This is a genomic window from Acinetobacter sp. C13 (genome assembly GCF_016809775.1).
Taxonomy (GTDB): domain Bacteria; phylum Pseudomonadota; class Gammaproteobacteria; order Pseudomonadales; family Moraxellaceae; genus Acinetobacter; species Acinetobacter pittii.
Genome location: NZ_JAFBJL010000006.1, coordinates 88,313 through 110,732, shown reverse-complemented (window position 1 = coordinate 110,732; position 22,420 = coordinate 88,313). Strand labels below are relative to the sequence as shown.

21 protein-coding genes are annotated in these 22,420 nt (G+C 41.3%); 17 read left to right on the top strand and 4 right to left on the bottom strand.

Annotated elements, in window-relative coordinates; all coding sequences use genetic code 11:
• Nucleotides 1–11: 11 nt before the first annotated feature.
• Complete coding sequence (bfmS, locus tag JGE69_RS15840; protein WP_002120020.1) at nucleotides 12–1,661, top strand: sensor histidine kinase BfmS; 1,650 nt, start codon at nucleotides 12–14, stop codon at nucleotides 1,659–1,661.
• A 21-nt stretch (nucleotides 1,662–1,682) separates the two neighbouring features.
• Here bfmS and JGE69_RS15835 read toward each other — a convergent pair whose 3' ends face one another.
• Nucleotides 1,683–2,036 (bottom strand): hypothetical protein, encoded by a 354-nt coding sequence (locus tag JGE69_RS15835; protein ID WP_199114125.1) that lies wholly within the window; start codon nucleotides 2,034–2,036, stop codon nucleotides 1,683–1,685.
• Nucleotides 2,037–2,128: 92 nt separating this feature from the next.
• Nucleotides 2,129–3,547: a sensor domain-containing diguanylate cyclase gene (locus JGE69_RS15830; protein ID WP_199114123.1), complete on the bottom strand. Its 1,419-nt coding sequence runs from the start codon at nucleotides 3,545–3,547 to the stop codon at nucleotides 2,129–2,131.
• Nucleotides 3,548–3,971: 424 nt separating this feature from the next.
• Between JGE69_RS15830 and ndhC the strand changes: the two genes are divergently transcribed.
• The 15 genes from ndhC to JGE69_RS15755 all read left to right on the top strand — a co-directional run bounded on the left by ndhC (nucleotide 3,972) and on the right by JGE69_RS15755 (nucleotide 20,161).
• Complete coding sequence (gene ndhC / locus JGE69_RS15825) at nucleotides 3,972–4,523, top strand: NADH-quinone oxidoreductase subunit A (RefSeq protein ID WP_002120061.1); 552 nt, start codon at nucleotides 3,972–3,974, stop codon at nucleotides 4,521–4,523.
• A 6-nt stretch (nucleotides 4,524–4,529) separates the two neighbouring features.
• The gene (locus tag JGE69_RS15820) at nucleotides 4,530–5,207 is read left to right on the top strand and encodes a NuoB/complex I 20 kDa subunit family protein (protein WP_002120034.1); all 678 of its coding nucleotides are present in this window, start codon (nucleotides 4,530–4,532) and stop codon (nucleotides 5,205–5,207) included.
• Between the two features lie 84 nt (nucleotides 5,208–5,291).
• Nucleotides 5,292–7,079, top strand: coding sequence for an NADH-quinone oxidoreductase subunit C/D (gene nuoC / locus JGE69_RS15815; protein ID WP_002120052.1), 1,788 nt, complete (start codon nucleotides 5,292–5,294; stop codon nucleotides 7,077–7,079).
• A gap of 13 nt (nucleotides 7,080–7,092) precedes the next feature.
• Nucleotides 7,093–7,602, top strand: a complete 510-nt coding sequence (nuoE, locus tag JGE69_RS15810) for an NADH-quinone oxidoreductase subunit NuoE (RefSeq protein ID WP_199114121.1) — start codon at nucleotides 7,093–7,095, stop codon at nucleotides 7,600–7,602.
• The gene (gene nuoF, locus JGE69_RS15805) at nucleotides 7,599–8,930 is read left to right on the top strand and encodes an NADH-quinone oxidoreductase subunit NuoF (RefSeq protein WP_002120030.1); all 1,332 of its coding nucleotides are present in this window, start codon (nucleotides 7,599–7,601) and stop codon (nucleotides 8,928–8,930) included. Before nuoE ends, nuoF begins: the two co-directional genes overlap by 4 nt.
• Nucleotides 8,931–8,941: 11 nt before the next feature.
• The gene (gene nuoG, locus JGE69_RS15800; protein ID WP_014205900.1) at nucleotides 8,942–11,626 is read left to right on the top strand and encodes an NADH-quinone oxidoreductase subunit NuoG; all 2,685 of its coding nucleotides are present in this window, start codon (nucleotides 8,942–8,944) and stop codon (nucleotides 11,624–11,626) included.
• Nucleotides 11,627–11,629: 3 nt separating this feature from the next.
• Complete coding sequence (nuoH, locus tag JGE69_RS15795; RefSeq protein WP_004703499.1) at nucleotides 11,630–12,646, top strand: NADH-quinone oxidoreductase subunit NuoH; 1,017 nt, start codon at nucleotides 11,630–11,632, stop codon at nucleotides 12,644–12,646.
• Nucleotides 12,647–12,664: 18 nt separating this feature from the next.
• The gene (gene nuoI / locus JGE69_RS15790; RefSeq protein WP_002120012.1) at nucleotides 12,665–13,207 is read left to right on the top strand and encodes an NADH-quinone oxidoreductase subunit NuoI; all 543 of its coding nucleotides are present in this window, start codon (nucleotides 12,665–12,667) and stop codon (nucleotides 13,205–13,207) included.
• Nucleotides 13,207–13,725, top strand: a complete 519-nt coding sequence (gene nuoJ, locus JGE69_RS15785) for an NADH-quinone oxidoreductase subunit J (RefSeq protein WP_014205902.1) — start codon at nucleotides 13,207–13,209, stop codon at nucleotides 13,723–13,725. The genes nuoI and nuoJ overlap by 1 nt, the downstream gene beginning before the upstream one ends.
• A complete protein-coding gene (gene nuoK / locus JGE69_RS15780; RefSeq protein WP_000529822.1) occupies nucleotides 13,725–14,033 on the top strand; it encodes an NADH-quinone oxidoreductase subunit NuoK in 309 nt (102 codons plus the stop codon). The genes nuoJ and nuoK overlap by 1 nt, the downstream gene beginning before the upstream one ends.
• On the top strand, nucleotides 14,030–15,919 hold the full coding sequence (nuoL, locus tag JGE69_RS15775) for an NADH-quinone oxidoreductase subunit L (RefSeq protein ID WP_199114119.1): 1,890 nt from the start codon (nucleotides 14,030–14,032) through the stop codon (nucleotides 15,917–15,919). The genes nuoK and nuoL overlap by 4 nt, the downstream gene beginning before the upstream one ends.
• Nucleotide 15,920: 1 nt before the next feature.
• The gene (gene nuoM, locus JGE69_RS15770) at nucleotides 15,921–17,519 is read left to right on the top strand and encodes an NADH-quinone oxidoreductase subunit M (protein WP_199114117.1); all 1,599 of its coding nucleotides are present in this window, start codon (nucleotides 15,921–15,923) and stop codon (nucleotides 17,517–17,519) included.
• Nucleotides 17,520–17,521: 2 nt separating this feature from the next.
• Nucleotides 17,522–19,015, top strand: a complete 1,494-nt coding sequence (gene nuoN, locus JGE69_RS15765; RefSeq protein WP_002120035.1) for an NADH-quinone oxidoreductase subunit NuoN — start codon at nucleotides 17,522–17,524, stop codon at nucleotides 19,013–19,015.
• A gap of 100 nt (nucleotides 19,016–19,115) precedes the next feature.
• Nucleotides 19,116–19,751, top strand: a complete 636-nt coding sequence (gene upp / locus JGE69_RS15760; RefSeq protein ID WP_002120045.1) for a uracil phosphoribosyltransferase — start codon at nucleotides 19,116–19,118, stop codon at nucleotides 19,749–19,751.
• 116 nt (nucleotides 19,752–19,867) lie between these two features.
• Entirely contained in the window at nucleotides 19,868–20,161 is a 294-nt protein-coding gene (locus tag JGE69_RS15755; RefSeq protein ID WP_032004297.1) for a cold shock domain-containing protein, read from the top strand.
• A 19-nt stretch (nucleotides 20,162–20,180) separates the two neighbouring features.
• Here JGE69_RS15755 and gigC read toward each other — a convergent pair whose 3' ends face one another.
• Nucleotides 20,181–21,065: a LysR family transcriptional regulator GigC gene (gigC, locus tag JGE69_RS15750; RefSeq protein ID WP_002120024.1), complete on the bottom strand. Its 885-nt coding sequence runs from the start codon at nucleotides 21,063–21,065 to the stop codon at nucleotides 20,181–20,183.
• A gap of 86 nt (nucleotides 21,066–21,151) precedes the next feature.
• Here gigC and JGE69_RS15745 point away from each other — a divergent pair, with 86 nt between their 5' ends.
• Complete coding sequence (locus tag JGE69_RS15745; protein ID WP_199114115.1) at nucleotides 21,152–21,913, top strand: ferredoxin--NADP reductase; 762 nt, start codon at nucleotides 21,152–21,154, stop codon at nucleotides 21,911–21,913.
• A gap of 48 nt (nucleotides 21,914–21,961) precedes the next feature.
• Here the strand turns inward: JGE69_RS15745 and JGE69_RS15740 are convergent, their stop codons facing one another.
• A complete protein-coding gene (locus tag JGE69_RS15740; protein WP_014205905.1) occupies nucleotides 21,962–22,381 on the bottom strand; it encodes a hypothetical protein in 420 nt (139 codons plus the stop codon).
• Nucleotides 22,382–22,420 lie beyond the last annotated feature (39 nt).

Below are 22,420 nucleotides of genomic sequence, written 5' to 3'. Positions count from 1 at the left end.
AGGTTGGTCGAGTGTTTAAACACAGTATATTCCTGCGAATATATGCGGGACTGGTAATTCTTGTTGTTCTGGTTGCTGTCTTTGGTTATTTGCTTGTACAAATTATCAATTATCAACGGGCACAAGAATATCGAGAATCTTTAACCGATGGTATTTCTTATGTCATTAGTGAGGGAGTCGCTCGACAGCCTGGGAAGCAACAGAAAATAGACTGGGTTTCAGATGCGTCAGATTTATTGGAACTTCCAATTTACTATACTGATGCAAGCAAGGTTGAGTTATCTCGTACGGAGAAAAAACGAATCGAAGCTCAAAAATCTGTTGTCCGTTACGATGCCAGTAATAGTATTGCGTATATCATTATTGGCTTGCGTGACGACCCTCAGCATTTTTTATCTATAAAAGTCGACAAAATTACTGAGCGCCAAATGAAGGCTCTCCCTATTTTTGTACTTGATTATCTAATGTTTTATCCGGGGCAAGAACAAGAATATCTTGCCAAGATTCAAAAGCATTTCTCTTACCCAATTAATATCTACAATATTCAAGATATTAATCTGGACTCGGAACAAATTGGTCGTTTACGCCAAGACCAAAGCGTCATGTTGTACAAAGACAGTGCGACAGTACGCGGTACAACCATTTCAATCGTCTCTCCAATTCCGAATCAGCCTACACGGGTTCTCGTGCTTGGACCAGTTCCGATGTTTAACTGGATGCCTTTGCAGCTTTCAGCAGGGATTACTTTATTTAGCTTGTTTTTACTGAGTCTAGGTGTTTATGGGTTGATCTTGCCGCTAGAGCGTAAAATTCGCCAAGTACGTTATGCATTAAATCGTATGAAGTCTGGTGATTTGTCATTGCGTGTTCCTATTGAAGGAAGTGACGAAATGGCAAACTTGGCATCAAGTTATAACAACATGTCTGATCATATTCAGCGTTTAATCGAGGCTCAGCGTGAGTTAATGAGAGCGGTATCTCATGAGCTTAGAACACCTGTTGCCCGTATTCGCTTTGGTACAGAGATGTTGGCGGAAGAAGATGATTACAATCATCGTATGCATCAGGTCGATATGATTGATAAAGATATTGAGGCACTCAATACCTTAATTGATGAAATCATGACTTATGCAAAACTAGAGCAGGGTACACCTTCACTAGATTTTGATGAAATTACTTTATTTGATGTGTTAGATCAGGTTGCGGTCGAAACCGAAGCTTTAAAAACGCAAAAAGAAATTGAACTTGTTGCTCCTCCACTTTATGTAAAAGTAGATGCTGAGCGTCGTTACTTACATCGTGTTGTTCAAAACTTGGTGGGTAATGCGGTTCGTTATTGCGATAATAAAGTTCGGATTACCGGTGGTATCCACAGTGATGGCATGGCCTTTGTTTGTGTTGAAGATGATGGTGCAGGTATTCCTGAACAAGACCGTAAAAGAGTATTTGAAGCTTTTGCCCGTCTAGACGATAGCCGTACACGTGCGTCGGGTGGTTATGGTTTAGGATTGTCTATCGTAAGCCGTATTGCCTATTGGTTTGGCGGTGAAATTAAAGTGGATGAAAGCCCAACCTTGGGTGGCGCCCGTTTTATCATGACATGGCCAGCAAAACGCTTTAAACAGCCTCCTTTAAAAGCCAATAAAAAAGCACCTTCATAAGGTGCTTTTTTATTGATCTATTTATAGTTGAGTCGCATCTGGTTCCAAAATAGGTTTTCCGCTTCTTAAGCTGGCTAACGCATCGGAATTAAAGTCGATCAGTAATGAATTATTTTTTGCATCAATCTGGTATTTTTGAATAAGAGGTTGGTCTCCATTAATTGTTTCTATTTTATATTCATCAGCAATGTGCAAAATGCCTTCTAGGTTTGTTGTCGTTGACGCAAAATCCTGTCTAAATATTTCATAGACATCCCGCAAGTCAAAAATTGCATTATTCGCATCTGGATGTTTGTGAATATAGCTTTCTATATGTCGCACAAGTAGCTGTGCAAACAAGTAGTAATTTGGTTTGTGCGTATATTCTAGAGTCATGCATTTTTCTCCTTATTATCTGTTATTAGCATACATGGCAAAATACAGGTTATTGTATAAAATTCATTACACTAGATAATGAAATGGAAAAGTTATAAAGATATAAACACTCGATTACGTCCTTGGCGTTTTGCTTGATATAAAGCGTCATCTGCTTCTTTAAATAAACTTTCAATAGCTCGATGGGACGATGGCGAATATAAGCTTATCCCAATACTTACCTGTATAAAAATTGGTAATTTCCCATAAATATAAATCGGTTGCTGACTAATTTTAATTCGAATTTGTTCAGCCAGTTCAAATGCACTTTCCTTAGTGGTATCTGCAATAAAAATGGCAAACTCCTCACCACCAAAGCGGCCTAATAAATCGTGGGGATGCAAAATATTTTGTATGGTGATGACACAAGTTTGTAGCGCACGGTCACCTATTTGATGGCCATAGTTATCATTAACTTGTTTAAAGTGATCGACATCAAGCATGAAAAAGGCTGAGGTCTTATTTTCTTTTTGTACTTTTTCTTGAAGTAATCTAACTGACTGTAAAAACTGGCGTCGAGTGAGACTAGATGTCAGCTCGTCATGTGCAATGGCATGTTGAAGCTTCTGAATTAATTCTGAATGTAAAATGCTAATACTGGAAACTGTAAGGGGAGCGATGGTCATCATAATTAATCCAATGCGGATTGAAACCGTGTTACTGAAATAGTCATGTGGATAGAGTAAAAGATAATGCCCAGAAACATGATAAATAATGTAGGCGCTGGTGAAGCTTGTGATAAGTGCAACAACAATAGGTTTGTAGCGAATGGCACACCAGATTAGTGCAGCAATTGGGTAGAGTAGCGAACCAGGACCAGAGTCATAATAACTGGCTGCAATCGAAATGAGCACAGCCCCAAAAGGTAAAAGGTCGGTTGGCTCTAGGCCACGATTTCTTGAAAAATAATGTTTTACCTGACTATATTGAGGTATGTTTAATATGATAGGTAAAAGAAGCAAGGCATTTTGTAATTCTGAAGTGAACCAGTAGCCGAACTCATCCCATAAACCACCAAGCATAAATTTGGTATTAAACATAGGCACGAAAGTTGCTGCAAACAATGCACCTACTACACTACCTATTGCGCATAATCCAAATAAAAAGAGGTAGGAATAACCGCGATAGGCCGCCTTAATATGTTGATTAAAAAACATATAGAGCGCAAAAGTAGTAACAACATAAAGAAAGTTTGATGTTGTTAAAACAAGTGTGAGAGCAAATGGAGTGCCCTGAAATAAGTCAGCAATCACATATCCTATATAGGCACCTAAAAATGCGCTTGGTCGGCGTGTGATTGGAAAACGAATAAGCAACCCGAGCAAAACCGAATTGGCAGGCCAAAAGAATGCAAGAAAACTTAAAGGACGAGATGCGATGCCAATGAAACAACATATTGCAATAATGAAGCTAAATAGGAGAAAAAACTTTAAAAAGGAGAGAAATGAAAATTCACGAAGTGGGTATGGCATCAGCTGCCCTTAATGATAAATACTCTTATCCAAGAGTAGTAAATATTATGCATGATTAAACATTCATCATAATTCAGAGGGGAAGCTGAATACAATAAAAAACAAACTAATATTATAAAAAAGTAAGTTATAAAAAGTTAATAAGCGTTTCAACTGTGTAAATATTCTAAAATTAAAAAATGAAAAAAATCATCATAATTAAAGAAACTATTAATTAAACCGATTATGTGCGGTGAAACCCCCCTTACAACACATAGATGAATAGTTTTGTATAGAAAATCATCCGAAAGACTAAGACGCTTCAACTAGCATGGGAAATTAGAAATCAGGTACAATTGGCGGGATTAATTTTGTGTTTGGTGTATTTGAAGGCCAATACATACATTCTTTGTTAAATAATAGGCCTGCCAGGAGTTATCCCCGCATGAGTGCCATTACTCCATACGACTGGGCGATTATCGCCTTCGTGATCGGCGTTACATTTCTTTGCGTCTTTATGCTCACAGTTCCCTTACTCCTCGGGGGAAAATCGTGGGGACGTGCTAAGCAAGAGCAGTTTGAATCAGGTGTCGTGAGTGCTGGTGGCGCTCGCATTCGCCTGTCTGCAAAGTTCTATTTAGTTGCAATTTTCTTTGTTGTCTTCGACTTAGAGGCACTTTACCTCTATGCATGGTCTACTTCTGTGCGTGAAGTAGGGTGGTTGGGATATACCACTGTCGTGATCTTTGTCGTTGATTTATTGATTGCGCTTGTTTATGCCTTCTCTGTAGGTGCTTTAAGTTGGTCACCAGCAGATCGCCGTAAATCAGCAGGTGAGGCGGTTAAAATCGGTTCACCAACAATGAACATTGCTGAAATTACACGCTTTAATTCTATTGAAGAGCTCGTAACTGACCCTACAGGCCAGATCCCAGCTCAATCATCAGGTCGTGTTAAGTCAAAAACTACACCTGCATTGTCATCTGAAAAGGAGTAAGTCGGGATGAAATATACTCTGACCCGCGCGAATCCGGATGCTGATCAATACCCATTGCAAGAACGTCAAATTGTGACGGATCCGCTTGAAGAGGAAGTGAATAAAAACGTATTCATGACTCGTTTAGAGGATGTCTTGCATACAGCAGTAAACTGGGGACGTAAAAACTCTTTGTGGCCATTTAACTTTGGTACCTCATGTTGTTACGTCGAATATGCAACGACCTTAACAGGTGTGCATGACTTGTCACGTTTCGGTGCAGAGGTTATCCGTGCTTCACCTCGTCAGGCTGACTTGATGATTGTTGCAGGTACCTGTTTCGTAAAAATGGCACCAGTTATTCAGCGTCTGTATGAACAGATGTTAGAGCCTAAATGGGTCATCTCGATGGGTGCTTGTGCAAACTCTGGAGGTATGTACGACATCTATTCAGTAGTACAAGGTGTAGACAAAATTATTCCTGTTGACGTGTACGTCCCAGGTTGTCCGCCTCGTCCTGAAGCATTAATTCAAGCTTTAATGCTTTTACAAGACCAGATTCAATTAGAGCGACGCCCGCTTTCTGCCGTGATCGGTGATGATCTTCAGCCAGTATATAAGCCAAAGATGATGCCAGAACGTGACCGTAAGAATGCTGAGCGTATTGCCGTTAAAAACTTACGCTCTATGGATGAGATTAAATAATTTTTTGACGGTGTTTTGACATATCTAACTGATATGTTCATCGAGAAAATTGACAGAATTTGTATTAAATAGGAAGCCAAGCCAATGGCTGAAACTGACATTGCTATGCCAGAGTCAACAGCAGTTGATTCACGCCCAGCATTTGCAATCGTAGAAGAGCTCAAAACCAAATTTGGTGAGAACTTTTACGTGCAGGCGACTTTTGAAGAGTTTCCAACAGTCTGGGTCGAGCGCGCACGCGTGCAAGAAGTCCTTATGTTCCTGCGTAAAGTGGAACGTCCGTATGTAATGCTGTTTGACTTATCTGCGATGGATGAACGTTTACGTGTTCATCGTGATGGTTTACCAGCATCTGACTTCACTGTGTTCTATCATTTATTATCGCTTGAGCGTAATAGTGACATTCGTATCAAGGTTGCCTTGAACGAAAATGATCTAAACATTCCGACAGCGACAAATATCTGGCCAAATGCCAACTGGTATGAACGTGAAGCTTACGATATGTTCGGTATCAATTTCGAAGGGCATCCAATGCTCCGTCGTATTTTGTTGCCAACCTATTGGGAAGGTCATCCGCTTCGTAAAGAATATTCAGCACGTGCGACAGAATATACGCCGTACATGCAAGACAAAGCGAAACAAGACTTTGAACAAGAGCACTTACGTTTTGTACCTGAAGACTGGGGTCTTAAGCGTGGTAACGCTGACGAAGACTTCATGTTCTTGAACTTGGGTCCTAACCATCCATCTGCACATGGTGCGTTCCGTGTTGTATTGCAGTTAGATGGCGAAGAAGTGAAGGACTGTGTACCTGATATCGGTTATCACCACCGTGGTGTGGAAAAGATGGCTGAACGTCAAACATGGCATTCTTTCATTCCTTATACTGACCGTGTTGACTACTTAGGTGGTTGTGCTCAAAACATGCCGTATGTAATGGCTGTAGAGCAAATGGCAGGCATTAAAGTTCCTGAACGTGCACAAGTGATTCGTGTCATGTTGAACGAATTGTTCCGTATTAATAACCACTTGTTATTCTGTGGTACGGCAATTCAGGATGCTGGTGGTATGACACCAGTATTCTATATGTTCGCAGACCGTCAAAAAGTTTATGACATTGTTGAAGCAATCACTGGTTACCGTATGCATCCAGCATGGTTCCGTATTGGTGGTACAGCACACGATCTTCCAAACAACTGGCAAAAGCTTGTTAAAGAATTGCTAGAGTGGATGCCTAAACGCTTAAACGAATACTACACAGCTGCATTGAAAAACTCTGTGTTTATTGGTCGTACGCGTAATGTTGCACAATACGATGCCAAATCTGCACTCGCATGGGGTGTAACTGGTACTGGTTTACGTGCAACAGGTATCGATTTTGACGTTCGTAAATATCGTCCATACAGCGGCTATGAAAACTTCGATTTTGATGTGCCGGTTGAGTATGAAGGTGATGCTTATGCACGTGTGCTTGTTCACTTCCGTGAAATTACCGAGTCGCTAAAAATTATTCAACAGTGCTTGGATAACATGCCTTCTGGTCCATACAAAGCGGATCATCCATTGGCTGTTCCACCACCGAAAGATAAGACATTACAAGATATTGAAACCTTGATTACGCACTTCTTGAGCGTTTCATGGGGTCCTGTCATGCCAGCGGGCGAGTCATCATTTATGACTGAAGTGGTTAAAGGCGCAAGTACTTATTACTTGACTTCAGATAAAGCGACTATGAGTTATCGTACTCGTATTCGTACACCGACGTTTACTCACTTACAGCAAATGCCTTCAGTGATTAACGGAAGTTTAGTGTCTGACTTAATCATTTATCTGGCGACCATTGACGTGGTTATGGCTGACGTGGATCGCTAAGAGGTAACACATAATGATGATTTTGACTGATAAAAAACCACGTGTGAATGTCGAAGGGATTTTGACTGCGGAAGAAATTCACGAAATCGAACATCACATTGGTCACTATCCATACCCTCGTGCAGCCTCTTTGGATGCATTGAAGTGTGTACAGCGCCGTAATGGTTGGTTAGATGACGCTCAAATGAATGCCATCGCACAGTTGTTGTCGATGAGTGTTGCTGATTTGGAAGGCGTTGCAACATTTTACAACCGTATCTATCGTCATCCGGTAGGTCGTCACGTAATTTTGCTTTGCGACTCAATTGCTTGCTTCTTAATGGGTGCAGAAACTCTTGCTGAAGCATTCCAGCGTGAATTAGGAATTCAGTATGGTCAAACGACACCAGATGGTCGTTTTACGCTGCTTCCAATTTGCTGCCTAGGCAACTGCGACAAAGGCCCAACTTTAATGATTGATGAAGATACTCACGGTTTAGTCGAAGTGACATCAATTAAACAGTTATTGGAGAAGTATGTATGAATACTGAACCAAAACCAATTTATGGCGACGGTAATCCGGAAACTCATCCGCTCACTTGGCGTTTAAGCAAACAAGAAGCGGTACGTAGTGCTGATGATTACGAAGCACTTGAAGGCTATGCTGGCTTTAAAAAAGCTTTAGGCATGAAACCTGCTGAAGTGTTAGACGTCATTAAAGCTGCAACTGTAAAAGGTCGTGGTGGTGCGGGTTTCCCTGCGGGTATTAAATGGTCATTGATGGCACCAAATGATGGTGGTCCACGTTACTTGATCTGTAATGCCGACGAAATGGAACCAGGTACCTTTAAAGACCGTTTGTTGATGGAAAAACTTCCACATCAATTGATCGAAGGGATGTTAATTGCGGGTTATACCTTAGAAGCAACTCAAGGTTATATCTTTATCCGTGGTGAATACATCGAGGCTGCTCAATATCTAAATGAAGCGTTAGAACAGATTCGTGCTAAAGGTTATTTAGGCGAAAACATCTTAGGTTCTGGCTGGAATTTTGATCTGCATGTACATACGGGTGCAGGGCGTTATATCTGTGGTGAAGAAACTGCATTGATTAACTCGCTTGAAGGCCGTCGTGCTAACCCACGTACTAAGCCACCGTTCCCGCAAGTTGCAGGAGCATGGGGCCGTCCGACGATTGTGAACAACGTTGAAACTTATAACAACTTGCCAGCAATCATGCTTCGTGGACCAGAGTGGTATATCGGCTTGTCAGCGGGTAAATCAAAAGATCCAGGCACTAAAATTTATGGTGCATCGGGTAAAGTTAAATTCCCAGGTCTTTGGGAATTGCCATTTGGTACAACTGCACGTGAAGTAATTGAAGATCATGCAGGTGGTATGCGTGAGGGCTTAAAGCTCAAAGCATGGTTGCCAGGTGGTGCTTCAACTGACTTTTTACCAGCAGATACCATTGATTTACCAATGGATGCAGACACGATTATGAAAGCAGGTTCTCGTTTGGGAACATGTTTGTTAATGGTGGTAGATGAAACCCAATGTATGGTATCGCTCACTCGTAACTTAGAAGAGTTCTTTGCGCGTGAATCATGTGGTTTCTGTACACCATGTCGTGATGGTTTGCCATGGGCTGTTAAAGCGCTTAAAGCACTTGAAGCAGGCGAAGGTAAGAAAGAAGATATCGACCATTTACAAGAACTAACTCGTAAATTATGGATTGGTAAAACTTTCTGTGCCCACGCACCAGGTGCGATGGAGCCGCTTATGGGCGCACTCAAACATTTCCGTGGTGAGTTTGAAGCGAAAGTGACGAATCGTCCTGTCGTGCAAACCAGCAACGTAGAACAAGCTTAAGGAATTCGACTATGGCTACAATTCATGTCGATGGAAAATCGTATGAAGTCAACGGCTCGGAAAACTTGCTACAAGCATGTTTGAGTCTGGGCATCGACATCCCATATTTTTGTTGGCATCCATCCTTAGGTTCGGTTGGTTCTTGCCGTCAATGTGCTGTTACGCAATATGCGAATCCAGAAGATACGCGTGGTCGTTTAGTCATGTCTTGCATGACACCAGCATCTGACAATACCTATATCTCAATTGAAGACAAAGAAGCAACGGATTTCCGTGCATCTATTGTTGAATTTTTGATGACCAACCACCCGCACGACTGTCCAGTTTGTGAAGAGGGTGGTCACTGTCATTTACAAGATATGACTGTAATGACAGGTCATGACCGTCGTCGCTATCGTTTTACAAAACGTACGCATTACAACCAAGAACTCGGCTCATTCATTGCGCATGAAATGAACCGCTGTATTGCTTGTTACCGTTGTGTTCGTTACTACAAAGACTATGCGGGCGGTACAGACTTTGGCGTATATGCCAATGCATCTCGTGTGTATTTTGGTCGTCCAGAATCAGGTACTTTAGAGTCTGAATTCTCTGGTAACTTGACTGAAGTATGTCCAACAGGTGTATTTACTGATAAGACTCATTCAGAGCGTTATAACCGTAAGTGGGACATGCAGTATGCACCAAGCGTGTGTCAAGGCTGTTCTTCTGGTTGTAACATTTCTCCGGGTGAACGTTATGGTGAAATCCGTCGTGTAGAAAACCGTTTTAATGGTTCGGTTAACCAATACTTCCTTTGTGACAAAGGTCGTTTTGGCACAGGTTATGTAAACCGTGCAGACCGTCCACGTCAGCCTCAGTTCCGTAATGGTGAAACTGTTGCAACTGTTTCTGTCGACCAAGCTCTAGATCAAGCGATTGCTAAGCTTCAAGGCAAAAAAGTTTTGGGTATTGGTTCTCCTCGCGCAAGTTTGGAATCGAACTATGCATTACGTGAGCTTGTAGGTCAGGCAAATTATTCAACTGGTATTGCACAAAAAGAGCAAAAACTTGTTGAACTTGCTGCATCTATCATGCAAACCGAGGGTATCTATAACCCGAATATGCGTGAAATTGAAAGCTATGATGCTGTTCTGATCTTAGGTGAAGACCTAACTCAAACTGCACCTCGTATGGCATTGTCTGTTCGCCAAGCTGCGAAAAACAAAGCACGTGAAATGGCTGCAAAAACACGTACACCAGATTGGTTAGCTGAGCCTGTACAACGTATTGGCCAAGAAGCAAAATCTCCGGTTTACATTTTAGCTGCAACTCAAACTCGTCTTGCTGACGTTGCAACTGGTGAAGTGGTTGCTTCTCCAAATGACATCGCACGTTTAGGCTTTGCAGTTGCTGCGGCAGTAAATGGTGAAGTTGTAAGTGGTTTAGATGAAGATGCAAAAGCATTTGCTCAAACCATTGCTGACACTCTAAAAGCAGCAAACAAACCATTAATTATTGCGGGTACAAGCTTGCAAGATGCTTCTATTATGGAAGCTGCAGCACAGTTGACTCAGAACTTAGGTTCTAAAGCTGGTTTAAGTCTTGTAGTTCCTGAAGTGAACTCTATGGGCTTGGCATTGTTCGGTGGTTTAAGCCTTGAACAAGCATTTGCTCAAGACTACGACACACTTGTTATTGTTGAAAATGACTTGTTCCGTCGCTTACCAGCTGCACAAGTACAAGCTGCATTAGATAAAGCTGAAACAGTAATCGTGCTTGATCACAGTGAAACTGAAACTGTAAAACAGGCTGATATCGTTCTTTCAGCAGCAAGCTTTGCAGAGGGTGATGGTACTGTTGTAAGCCAAGAAGGTCGTGCACAGCGTTTCTATCAAGTTTACGATCCAAGCTATTACAAACCTGAATACGCAATTAAAGAATCATGGCGTTGGTTACATGCTATTGAAACTGGCATTAAAGGCAAGGCTGTAGATTGGACATTGCTTGACGATGTAATTGAAAGCATCGTGAAAAATGTACCAGTACTTGAAGCTATCCAAGATGTTGCGCCTGATGCAGGTTACCGTGTACATGGCTTGAAAATCGCGCGTGAACCACGTCGTTATTCAGGTCGTACAGCAATGCGTGCGCCGTTATCGGTTCATGAGCCTAAACAGCCTACCGATCCAGATTCAGCATTAACATTCTCAATGGAAGGTTATGTTGGTCCGCAAAAAGCATCATCATTAGTACCATTTGCATGGGCTCCGGGTTGGAACTCTCCACAATCTTGGAATAAATACCAAGATGAAGTCGGTGGTCACTTAAAAGGTGGTGATTCTGGTGTTCGTTTATTCGATCGCTTGGCAAAACGTCCTGCACGTAGCTACGTTGCTCCAGTGCCAGTAGTTGCAAATCCTGAAAGTTTCCGCTTAGTTCCAATGCACCATATTTTTGGTTCTGGCGAATTCACGATTAAAACACCTGCAATGGAAACTCGTATTCCTGAAGCTGTGTTTGCAGTGGGCGAACAAGATGCAACTCGTTTGAACCTTCAAGAAGGTCAACGCATTACAGTAAAAGCAGGCGAAACAACTGTAAGCTTGCCTGTACAAGTAATTGAATATTTACCTACAGGTTATATTGGTTACCCAGTTGGTTTAGCACCAATGGTGTCACTAGCTGAGCCTGTTTCAGTGGCTTTAGGAGTGTAATTCATGAATCAAGAAATTATACGTCAAACGCCACTTTGGGCTGAAAACTGGCCGATTGCTTACGCTGTCGTCCAAGCAGTTGTAATTTTGCTTGTTGTTGTTTTAGTTGCAGCGTTGATGTCTTTTATTGAGCGTCGTTTACTCGCTTGGTGGCAAGACCGTTATGGTCCAAACCGTGTTGGTCCTGGTGGTATGTTCCAGATCGTTGCCGACATGCTCAAGATCATGTTTAAAGAAGACTGGACCCCAAAGTTTGCTGACAAACTTACATTCCGTTTAGCACCAGCTGTTGCAATGGCAACAGCGGTTCTTTCATTCATGGTAATCCCGGTGAGTCCTTCACTGGGTGTTGCTGACATGAGTATCGGTTTATTGTTCTTCATGGCAATGGCTGGTATTGCTGTCTACGCAGTATTGTTTGGTGGTTGGGCTTCAAATAACAAATACTCGTTGCTTGGCGGTTTACGTTCAGCTGCTCAAACCATTTCTTATGAAGTGTTCTTGGGTATTTCATTAATGGGTGTGGTTGCAATTGCAGGCTCATTTAACCTTCGTGAAATTGTTGAAGCACAACGCGATGTTTGGTTCGTCATTCCACAATTCTTAGGTTTCTTGATTTTCGTAGTTGCTGGTGTTGCGGTAACTCACCGTCATCCATTTGACCAACCAGAAGCAGAACAAGAATTGGCAGAAGGTTACCATGTTGAATATGGCGGTATGAAATGGGGTATGTTCTTCGTTGCTGAATATGTCAACGTAGTACTAATCTCTGCATTGATCGTGACTTTATTCTTCGGTGGCTGGTTAGCGCCATTCAATTTAGAAATTCCATTTGTTCCACCAGTATTCTGGTTTGTGATTAAAACAGCATTCTTTGTAATGATGTTTGTATTGGCACGTGGTTCTTTAATGCGTCCACGTTATGACCAAGTCATGAACTTTGGTTGGAAAATTTGTTTGCCATTGGCGTTGGTCAACTTGTTAGTGACTGGTGCTGTGATTCTGATGAATCAGGCCTAGGACAGCAGGGAGTACAAAATGTATAAATTTCTAGCTGGATTCGGATCAATTGTACGTACGTTACTCATGGTGTTTAGCCATGCAACGCGTAAACGTGACACGATTTTATATCCAGAAGTTCCGGCTGAACAGATTGTGCCGCCACGCTTTCGTGGTCGTATCGTATTAACGCGTGACCCTGATGGGGAAGAGCGTTGCGTAGCATGTAACCTATGTGCGGTTGCATGTCCGGTTGGCTGTATCTCACTACAAAAAGCAGAAACAGAAGATGGTCGTTGGTACCCGGAGTTTTTCCGTATCAACTTCTCACGTTGTATTTTCTGCGGTATGTGTGAAGAAGCTTGTCCAACAACTGCGATTCAGCTCACACCAGACTTCGAGTTAGGCGAATATGTACGTCAAGACCTTGTTTATGAGAAAGAAAACTTACTCATTTCAGGTCCAGGCAAATACCCAGATTACAACTTCTACCGTGTAACGGGTATGGCAATTAACGGTAAAGAGAAAGGTCAAGCACAAAAAGAAAGTGCACCAATCGATGTACGGAGTCTATTACCATGATGTGGCCGTTTTATTTGATGGCACTCGTGGCCATCGTTTCTACGGTTCGTGTAGTGACTAACACGAACCCTGTACACGCTCTACTTAGTCTAATTGTTTCATTGCTTGCTGTTGCTGGTATTTTCATGATCGTGGGGGCGCCTTTTGCAGGTGCTCTTGAAATCATTGTTTATGCCGGAGCAATTATGGTTCTGTTTGTCTTCGTGGTGATGATGCTTAACTTAGGTCAACACACCGTTGAACAAGAACGTAAATGGCTTTCTTCAGATGCTTGGGCATATCCAGCACTCATGAGTTTCTTGCTCGGCTTGCTTTTAGTTTGGATGCTGGGTGGTGAATACACCACTATTTCAGCACCGCTTGGGGCACAAGTGATTGGACCAAAAGTAGTTGGTCAAGCACTCTTTACTCACTATTTATTATTGGTTGAAGTTGCCGCGATGTTATTGCTAGCAGCCCTTGTTGCAGCATACCACTTAGGTAAACGTGAACCAGGTGCAGAAGAGGAAAAAGAATAATGGGCCAGATTCCTTTAGAACATGGTTTGATTGTTGCAACCATCCTTTTTGCACTCGGTTTTTACGGTGTAATGGTGCGACGCAACCTATTATTTATGTTAATGAGCCTTGAAATCATGATGAATGCTGCAGCATTGGCATTTGTTCTTGCAGGTAGCGTATGGGCACAACCAGATGGGCAAGTGATGTTCATTCTGATTTTGACCCTTGCAGCAGCAGAGGCATGTATCGGTCTTGCGATTGTCCTTCAGTTCTATCATCGCTTCCATCATTTGGATGTGGATGCTGCTAGTGAGATGCGCGGATGAGTTATTTATATCTAACAGTATTATTTCCGCTAATCGGTTTTATTTTATTGGCGGCAGGACGAGACAAACTCTCTGAAAATGTTGCAGCAGTTATTGGCGTAGGTTCTGTAGGCTTATCTGCATTATTTGCACTCATTGCTGGAATGGCATTTACCACGAGTGGTCAGCAAGTTTTTGTTCAAAACTTGTGGACATGGTTCAATGTTGGCGGTTTTGCTCCGGGCATTAGCTTACATTTAGATGGCTTATCTTTACTCATGATGGGCATGATCACGGGTGTTGGTTTCTTAATCCACATCTTTGCATCATGGTACATGCGTGGTGAAGAGGGTTATGCGCGTTTCTTCTCGTATTTCAACCTGTTTGTTGCAAGCATGCTTGTGCTTGTATTGGGTGACAACTTGGCGTTGTTATTCTTAGGTTGGGAAGGTGTAGGTCTTTGCTCTTACTTGCTAATCGGTTTCTATTATGCAAACCCTGCAAATGGTTGGGCTGCGATCAAAGCGTTTACAGTGACCCGCGTTGGTGACGTATTCTTGCTTATTGCTTTATTCTTGCTTTACCAACAATTTGGTACGCTGAATACTCAGTACATCGTTGAACACGCAGCAGAAGTAATGACGAAGAGTTCGTCACTTACAATCTGGACTGCATTAATGTTGTTCTTGGGTGCTGCTGGTAAGTCTGCTCAAATTCCATTGCAAACATGGTTGGCAGATGCGATGGCAGGTCCAACACCTGTTTCTGCATTAATCCACGCAGCAACAATGGTAACGGCTGGTGTGTACTTATGCTGCCGTCTATTCAGCGTATTTGAACTTGCTCCTGAAGTGATGCAATTCATTTCGGTAACTGGCGCGGTAACTTTGTTAGTTGCAGGTTTTGCTGCACTCGTTCAAACAGATATCAAACGTATCTTGGCTTACTCAACAATGAGTCAGCTTGGCTATATGTTTATGGCTGTAGGTGCGGAAGCTTATCAAGCTGGCTTGTTCCACATGTTGGCTCACGCATTCTTTAAGGCATTATTATTCTTGTCTTCTGGTGCGGTGATTCTGGCTTATCACCACGAGCAAAACATTTTCAAAATGGGTGGTTTGTTCAAACGTAACAAATTCCTGTTTGCTTGTTTCGCGATTGGTGGCGGTGCATTAGCAGCGATTCCATTCTTGACTATTGGCTTCTTCTCTAAAGATGCGATTCTTGGTGAAGTTTGGGTGCAAGGTCAAACAGTTGCTTTATATCACACCTTATATTGGGTGGGTGTAGCAGGTGCATTCCTGACTTCAATCTATACATTCCGTTTAATCTGGGTTGTATTCTTTGGTCAAGAAAACACGCCTTACCATGAAATTAAAGGTGCAACTTACTGGGCTCCATTGGGTATTTTAGCTGTATTGTCTACTTTTGTTGGTGCGGTATTAAAAGCACCGGTAGCAGGTATTCTGAATACTGCAAAAATTCCTGAATTCCATGTCGCTGAACAATTTGTAGAAGGCATGCATGGGGCAGAGCACTTAGCAGTAGGTATTGCACTAGTTGGTCTAGTTGTTGGTATAGCATTATTTACATTTGCTTATGGTGCAGTGAAATCATTCGCTCAAACAAGTTTGGGTTCAGGTCTGGCACATATTTGCCGTACTGCTTTTGGTTTTGATGCATTGTATGACATCGTTTTTGTTAAACCTTATTTATTCTTCGCCAAAATCTTTGGCCGTGATCCGATTGACGGTTTGTGGTTAGTTCTTCCTGCACTCGTGAAAGGCGGAAATAGTTTTACAAGCTCACGTCAAACAGGTTCATTGCGTGAATACGCATCAAGCATGTCACTCGGTGTAGTGGTGTTATTGATGATCTTGATCGTTATTCAGGTAGTGGGGAAATAAAATGGAAAACAATTTAATTTTACCCGCGCTGATCCTTGTTCCGTTCATTGCCGGTTTTATTTGTTGGTTAGTCGATAAGCTCGACAAAACTTTGCCACGCTGGATTGCCTTAATTGGTATGCTCATTACTTTGGGCTTAGGTCTTGCACTTTGGCAAAATGGAACTTATAGCTACGAGTTGGGTTCTAAAATCCCAACTTGGTCTGCTGAGTTCTATTTACCGTGGATTCAATCACTCGGTATTGGCATTCACTTAGCTGTGGATGGTTTATCTTTACTCATGGTGTTATTAACAGCGTTACTTGGTGTACTTGCTGTTGGTTGTTCATGGGGTGAGATTCAAAAGAACGTTGGTTTCTTCCACTTAAACCTATTATGGAGTTTAGGTGGCGTTATCGGTGTATTCTTAGCGATTGACTTGTTCTTGTTCTTCTTCTTCTGGGAGATGATGCTTGTACCAATCTACTTCTTGATTGCGTTATGGGGTCATAAAGGTTCAAACGGTCGTTCACGTGTTTATGCTGCTACTAAGTTCTTCCTTTACACGCAGATTGCCGGTCTAGTGATGTTAATCGGTATCCTAGGTCTTGTAGTTTATGGCTACATGATGACAGGCATGATCGGTTTTGATTACAACTATTTATTAGCTGTAGCTAACCATTTACCTGCTGGCTTAGCGTATGGTTTCATGATCTGTTTCTTCATCGGTTTTGCGGTGAAGTTACCAGTATTCCCATTACACGGTTGGTTGCCAGATGCGCATGCTCAAGCTCCTACAGCAGGTTCTGTAGACTTAGCAGGTATCTTGATTAAAACAGCTGCGTATGGCTTGCTTCGTTTTGTTATTCCATTCTTCCCGACAGCTTCTGCACAGTTTGCAGATATTGCGATTATTTTCGGTTTGATTGGTATTTTCTACGGCGCATGGTGTGCTTACCAGCAAACTGACATGAAACGTTTACTTGCGTATACGTCGATTTCACACATGGGCTTTATCTTACTTGCAATCTATGCAGGTAATATTTTGACCTTCCAAGGTCTAATGATCATGATGTTGGCACATGGTTTGTCATCAGCTGCATTGTTCATTATGTCTGGTCAAATCTACGAACGTTTACATACACGTGATTTACGTTTAATGGGTGGTCTTCGTGGCCAGCTTCAGTACTTGCCATTTTTCTTGATGTTCTTCGTTGCTGCTCTTGTAGGTGTACCAGGTTTAGGTAACTTTATTGGTGAATTCCTGATTTTGATGGGTTCATTTAATAAATATCCTGTCTTCACGATTCTTGCTTCTATCAGCCTTGTATTTGCAGGTTTATATGGCTTGATCTTGATTCACCGTGCTTTATTTGGTGAACCAAATCCTGAACAAAAGCAACATTACACTAGTCCATTGAAAGACTTATCTGCTCGTGAAGTTGGTATTTTGATGATTTGTGCGATTGGTCTCGTTTGGCTTGGTATCTACCCACAAACATTCTTGGATGTATCTCATTCAAGCATGCAGTGGTTGGTCAATAGTTATGTGCCAGTACAAGAAGTCGTTGAAACTGTTCAGCAAACAGCTACTCAACTTGACCATGTGGAGATCCAATAATCATGAACTTCACAGTATCATTCTCTACGCTTATGCCTTTAGCTCCGGTGATGATTGTTGCTTTGACAACAATCGTCGTCATGTTGTTAATTTCAATTAAGCGTAATCATAATTTAATCGCAACTGCTTCTGTTGTCGGTTTAAACCTTGCTGCACTTTATATTTTATTTGCAGTATTTGGCGGTAAGTTTGTACCGGCAAATGTGATGGGCATGTTTATGGTTGATCCATTTACCATGTTCTATCAATTTATGATTTTGATTGCGGCATTGGCATGTTGTACTTTGTCTCATGCTTACATCGAAACTTATAAAGACAACCGCGAAGAGTTATACCTTTTGTTACTTGCTTCTGTAGCAGGTGCAATGTTGATGGTTGCAAGTTCTCATTATGCATCGTTCTTCATTAGCCTTGAGTTAATGTCGATCCCTGTATATGGCTTACTTGCTTATACTTATCAACGTAGTAACTCACTTGAAGCGGGTATTAAGTACCTTGTACTTTCAGCGACAGCTTCTGCAATGTTGTTGATGGGTATGGCATATATTTATGCATATACAGGTTCACTTTCATTCTATGATTCTGTACAAGCATTATTTGAAGCAATCAAACAGCCAATGGTGTTATTAGGTTTAGCACTTATTATCTTTGCTGTTGCATTTAAATTGTCGCTTGCGCCGTTCCATAAATGGACTCCGGATGTATATGCAGGCGCACCAGCACCAATGGCAACTTTCTTAGCAACTGCTGCTAAAGTTGCAACAATTGGTTTATTCGTGCGCTATATGCTTGCTTCAGGCGCAATGATGGTGAACTCGTTAGTAACTATTTTGACAATCATTGCTGTATTGTCGATTTTGGTTGGTAACTTACTGGCTGTTCGTCAAGTTAACTTAAAACGTATTCTTGGTTATTCATCTATTGCTCACTTCGGTTATTTGTTAATTGCTTTAATTAGCATGACTTATGCAAGCTTAGGTAGCGTAACTGTATATGTGGTGTCTTATGTATTAACAACTATCGGTGCCTTTGGTGCGGTAGCGTTAATGTCTAGCCCATATAACAACGTAGATGAAGCACAAAGCCTTGCAGATTACCGTGGTTTGTTCTGGCGTCGTCCAGTACTTACAGCAACTTTAACAGTCATGATGTTATCTTTGGCTGGTATTCCATTAACAGCAGGCTTCATTGGTAAGTTCTTGGTGGTAATGGCTGCTGTAACAACTCAACACTGGTTCTTAGCTGCAATGATTATTGTGGGTAGTGGTATCGGTTTGTACTATTACTTACGTGTGATGGTTGTAATGTACATGACACCACCGGAAACTCCTCGTATTGATGCAGATGCTCATTGGGGACAAAAAGTGGGTGGTTTAATGGTATTGGCTGCTGCTGCATTAGTTATTATTTTGGGTGTTTATCCAGATCCAATGATTAATTTGGCATTAAAAGCAGAAATTTTATCTCCATTACATTTCATGCTTTCACAACAGTAATTCTGGTGTACAAAAAAGCCTCCAAATCTGGAGGCTTTTTTTTATTGAGCGTTAAAAAAAGATTATAATAAATACGTTTTTATATTTTTAGGTAACATCTGTGGCCATTCAAGAAATTCGTCACCCACTTATTCGTCATAAATTAGGCTTGTTACGCCGTGCTGACATCAGTACTAAGAATTTCCGTGAGCTTGCTCAGGAAGTGACTATGTTGTTGACTTATGAAGCAACAAAAGATTTACCAGTTGTGGATTGTGAAATTGATGGATGGGCTGGAACTGTTACTACTCAGCGTATTGCTGGTAAAAAAATAACGATTGTACCGATTTTACGTGCCGGAATTGGTATGTTGGATGGCGTACTTAATCTGATTCCAAGCGCCAAAGTGAGTGTTTTAGGTCTTGAGCGTAATGAAGAAACATTAGAAGTTCGTACGTATTATAAAAAATTAGTTCCAGATGTGGCTAATCGTCTTGCGATGATTATTGACCCAATGCTAGCAACGGGTAATTCGTTAGTTGCTGCTATTGATGTGTTAAAGGCAAGTGGTTGTAAAGATATCCGTGTTATGGTCTTGGTTGCTGCACCTGAAGGCGTTGCTAAAGTTGAAGCGGCTCATCCAGATGTGCAAATTTATACGGCATCTATTGATAATGGCTTAAATGAACAAGGTTATATTGTTCCTGGCTTGGGCGATGCTGGCGATAAAATTTTTGGTAGTGTACAAAAAGATTAATTTTTTGAAATAGCATTAAAAAGAGACTTCATTCAACCGTATAATTTTAAAAACGGAATCGTGAGTCTCTTTTTTATTTACCGCAACAACTGGATTGGAAAAGTAGGGGAAAGATCATGAAGCAAGAGTTTTATACTGGATGGGTAAAACAATATAACGCTGATAAAGGGTTTGGTTTTATTGAAACTAGTGAAGGAGATATTTTCTTTCATATTTCTGATTTTCCTGCATCAGAGGGCGAACCGAAAAGAAATGAAAAAGTGAAGTTTCTTGCCGCAGATAATCAGGGCAAATTTAAAGCGATCAAAATTGAGCGTGTTGACCCAAATCCTGCGAAAACCAAGAAAAATAAAATTGCGGATCACAATAAAGCGATCACAAGCGAATTGCTATCAAATTTTCGACGCTAATCAATGAAAAGATCAGGTTTTAAACCTGATCTTCACAGAATTGTAAGAATGCTTTGAGGCCTGGACCCTGATACTTTTGACGGTGTACCAGCATATAAAGCGGACGGGTAAGCTGCCAGAATGGTGTATCTAAAATTACTAATTGTCCCTTTTCAATTAAAGGTTCAATGGCTAGTTTAGAAATACATGACATACCTAAACCACCAGCAACGATTTTTAAAATTGCTTCATTGTGACCTAGGGTTAAGCGAATATTCGCGTCTGGCAGATCTTGCAATATCGCATTATCAAACACTTCACGAGTTCCTGAGCCTTCTTCACGTAAAATCCATTCGACTTGAAGAAAATCATGCGCTGTTAGAGGTCTATTTAAACGTGCTAAAGGGTGATTTGGGGCACAGCAAACTGCAAGCTCATCATCACGCCAATGAATACATTGGAGTTGAGGTAAGTGACATGAGCCTTCAATTAAAGCTAAATCAAGTTGGAATTGATTGACTGCTTCAATCATTTGGCGTGTATTGCCCACTTGTAATTGCAAATGCGCTTTAGGGTGATGCTGTAAAAAGTTTGCCATTAAATCTGGCATGAGGTAATCACTAATCGTTAAAGTGGCCCCAATACGTAAATCAATGCTTTGCAATTCACCTTTTGCAGCTTGCTCAAAAGCTTCACAGCGACCTAATATTTCTAATGCTTGAGGCAATAGAAAACGACCTAAATCATTAAGCTGTAATCGTTTACCTAAACGATCAAATAGAGGTGCACCAAGACCATCCTCTAAATCGGCTAAAGCCATACTTGCTGCACTTTGCGTCAGTCTGACCGCATCACTCGCTTTGGTGACAGTTCCTTCTTGAGCGACTGCTACAAAAACAGCCAACTGGCGTAATGTCATGCGCATGTTTAAAAAGCCTTAACGTTTAAAAGTATTCATTATTTCGGCTGTCATGCTAACATGAGCGCACTATTTCATGCCACGTTGAAATCATGTCAATTGAAAAATTTAGCGTAGAAAAAGTTTTATCTGTACACCGCTGGACTCCAACTCTTTTCAGTTTCACCATGACTCGCCCTGCACATTTTAAATTTACTGCTGGGCAATTTGCACGTATTGGGCTAAAAGTTGGAGAAGAACTCGTTGTTCGTGCTTATTCGGTAGTCTCATCACCATTTGATGAAACGCTTGAGTTTTTTTCGATTGTAGTACCAGACGGTGCATTTACGTCAAATCTTCAACATTTAAAGGTAGGAGATGAGCTTTATTTAGAAAAAACACCTTATGGTTATTTGACTTTAGCTCGCTATCAACAACCTTTACCGCATGATTTATGGTTATTGGCAACGGGTACAGGTTTAGCTCCATTTTTATCGATGTTACAAGACTTCGATACATGGTCTAAATATCAAAAAATTAATTTGGTCTACAGTGTCCGTACCGCAGCTGAGTTAGCTTACGTTGATCGTATTCAAGAGATTGCTGAAACTTTTGGGGAAGGACATAACGGATTTAAATTTATTCCGATTATTACTCGAGATCCATCTGCGCCATTGCATGATCGTTTGCCGATTCTGATTGAAAATGGTGAATTAGAAAAATCTGCTGGTATAGAGCTGAATCCTGCCACAAGCCACGTCATGCTTTGCGGAAATCCGCAAATGGTAGATGACACTAAAGAGGCTTTAAAGCGCAGTGGTTTGACGATGAATCGTCGAGGTGAGGGAAATATTGCGGTAGAAAATTACTGGTAATAAATTGCGGTGAAAACAACTTTATAATTAATTTTATGGATATGTTTATTAGTGGACAAACATATCCATAAATTCGCGAATTTCTGAAATTGCGCTGTCTACATCGGTTGAAAGCCAAGTTGGCTCAAAAAGACCCGCATAATGTTCCAAACGATCTTGTGGAACGACTAAGCGAACAGGACAGTCTTCTTCTAGTAAGCGCCAAGGTAAAATCGGAACATCATTGTCTAGAAAAATATTGATATTACGAATATCAACAATCATGGCATTAATGCAGTCAGGAAATGGCATGACGGAAAATTCTTCAGTACGGCGACGAAAATACTCTAAATCACCCCATTTGAGTTCATAACTTGGTTTATTAAATTCAATAATACCAATGAGATGTTCGTCTCTCGTCTGATGTATATAACATTGATGTGTGACGTCAGTGTCGAGATCAAGTGTTACGTTTTGCTGACGATACATCATAAAATAGAGCAGCTTTAAAACAAGGGGGCTTATTAT

Coding starts and splice junctions, on each gene's coding strand:
- JGE69_RS15835 (WP_199114125.1), bottom strand. CDS start 2,036: ATGACTCTAGAATATACGCACAAACCAAATTACTACTTGTTTGCACAG.
- JGE69_RS15830 (WP_199114123.1), bottom strand. CDS start 3,547: ATGCCATACCCACTTCGTGAATTTTCATTTCTCTCCTTTTTAAAGTTT.
- ndhC (WP_002120061.1), top strand. CDS start 3,972: ATGAGTGCCATTACTCCATACGACTGGGCGATTATCGCCTTCGTGATC.
- JGE69_RS15820 (WP_002120034.1), top strand. CDS start 4,530: ATGAAATATACTCTGACCCGCGCGAATCCGGATGCTGATCAATACCCA.
- nuoC (WP_002120052.1), top strand. CDS start 5,292: ATGGCTGAAACTGACATTGCTATGCCAGAGTCAACAGCAGTTGATTCA.
- nuoE (WP_199114121.1), top strand. CDS start 7,093: ATGATGATTTTGACTGATAAAAAACCACGTGTGAATGTCGAAGGGATT.
- nuoF (WP_002120030.1), top strand. CDS start 7,599: ATGAATACTGAACCAAAACCAATTTATGGCGACGGTAATCCGGAAACT.
- nuoG (WP_014205900.1), top strand. CDS start 8,942: ATGGCTACAATTCATGTCGATGGAAAATCGTATGAAGTCAACGGCTCG.
- nuoH (WP_004703499.1), top strand. CDS start 11,630: ATGAATCAAGAAATTATACGTCAAACGCCACTTTGGGCTGAAAACTGG.
- nuoI (WP_002120012.1), top strand. CDS start 12,665: ATGTATAAATTTCTAGCTGGATTCGGATCAATTGTACGTACGTTACTC.
- nuoJ (WP_014205902.1), top strand. CDS start 13,207: ATGTGGCCGTTTTATTTGATGGCACTCGTGGCCATCGTTTCTACGGTT.
- nuoK (WP_000529822.1), top strand. CDS start 13,725: ATGGGCCAGATTCCTTTAGAACATGGTTTGATTGTTGCAACCATCCTT.
- nuoL (WP_199114119.1), top strand. CDS start 14,030: ATGAGTTATTTATATCTAACAGTATTATTTCCGCTAATCGGTTTTATT.
- nuoM (WP_199114117.1), top strand. CDS start 15,921: ATGGAAAACAATTTAATTTTACCCGCGCTGATCCTTGTTCCGTTCATT.
- nuoN (WP_002120035.1), top strand. CDS start 17,522: ATGAACTTCACAGTATCATTCTCTACGCTTATGCCTTTAGCTCCGGTG.
- JGE69_RS15755 (WP_032004297.1), top strand. CDS start 19,868: ATGAAGCAAGAGTTTTATACTGGATGGGTAAAACAATATAACGCTGAT.
- gigC (WP_002120024.1), bottom strand. CDS start 21,065: ATGCGCATGACATTACGCCAGTTGGCTGTTTTTGTAGCAGTCGCTCAA.
- JGE69_RS15745 (WP_199114115.1), top strand. CDS start 21,152: ATGTCAATTGAAAAATTTAGCGTAGAAAAAGTTTTATCTGTACACCGC.
- JGE69_RS15740 (WP_014205905.1), bottom strand. CDS start 22,381: ATGTATCGTCAGCAAAACGTAACACTTGATCTCGACACTGACGTCACA.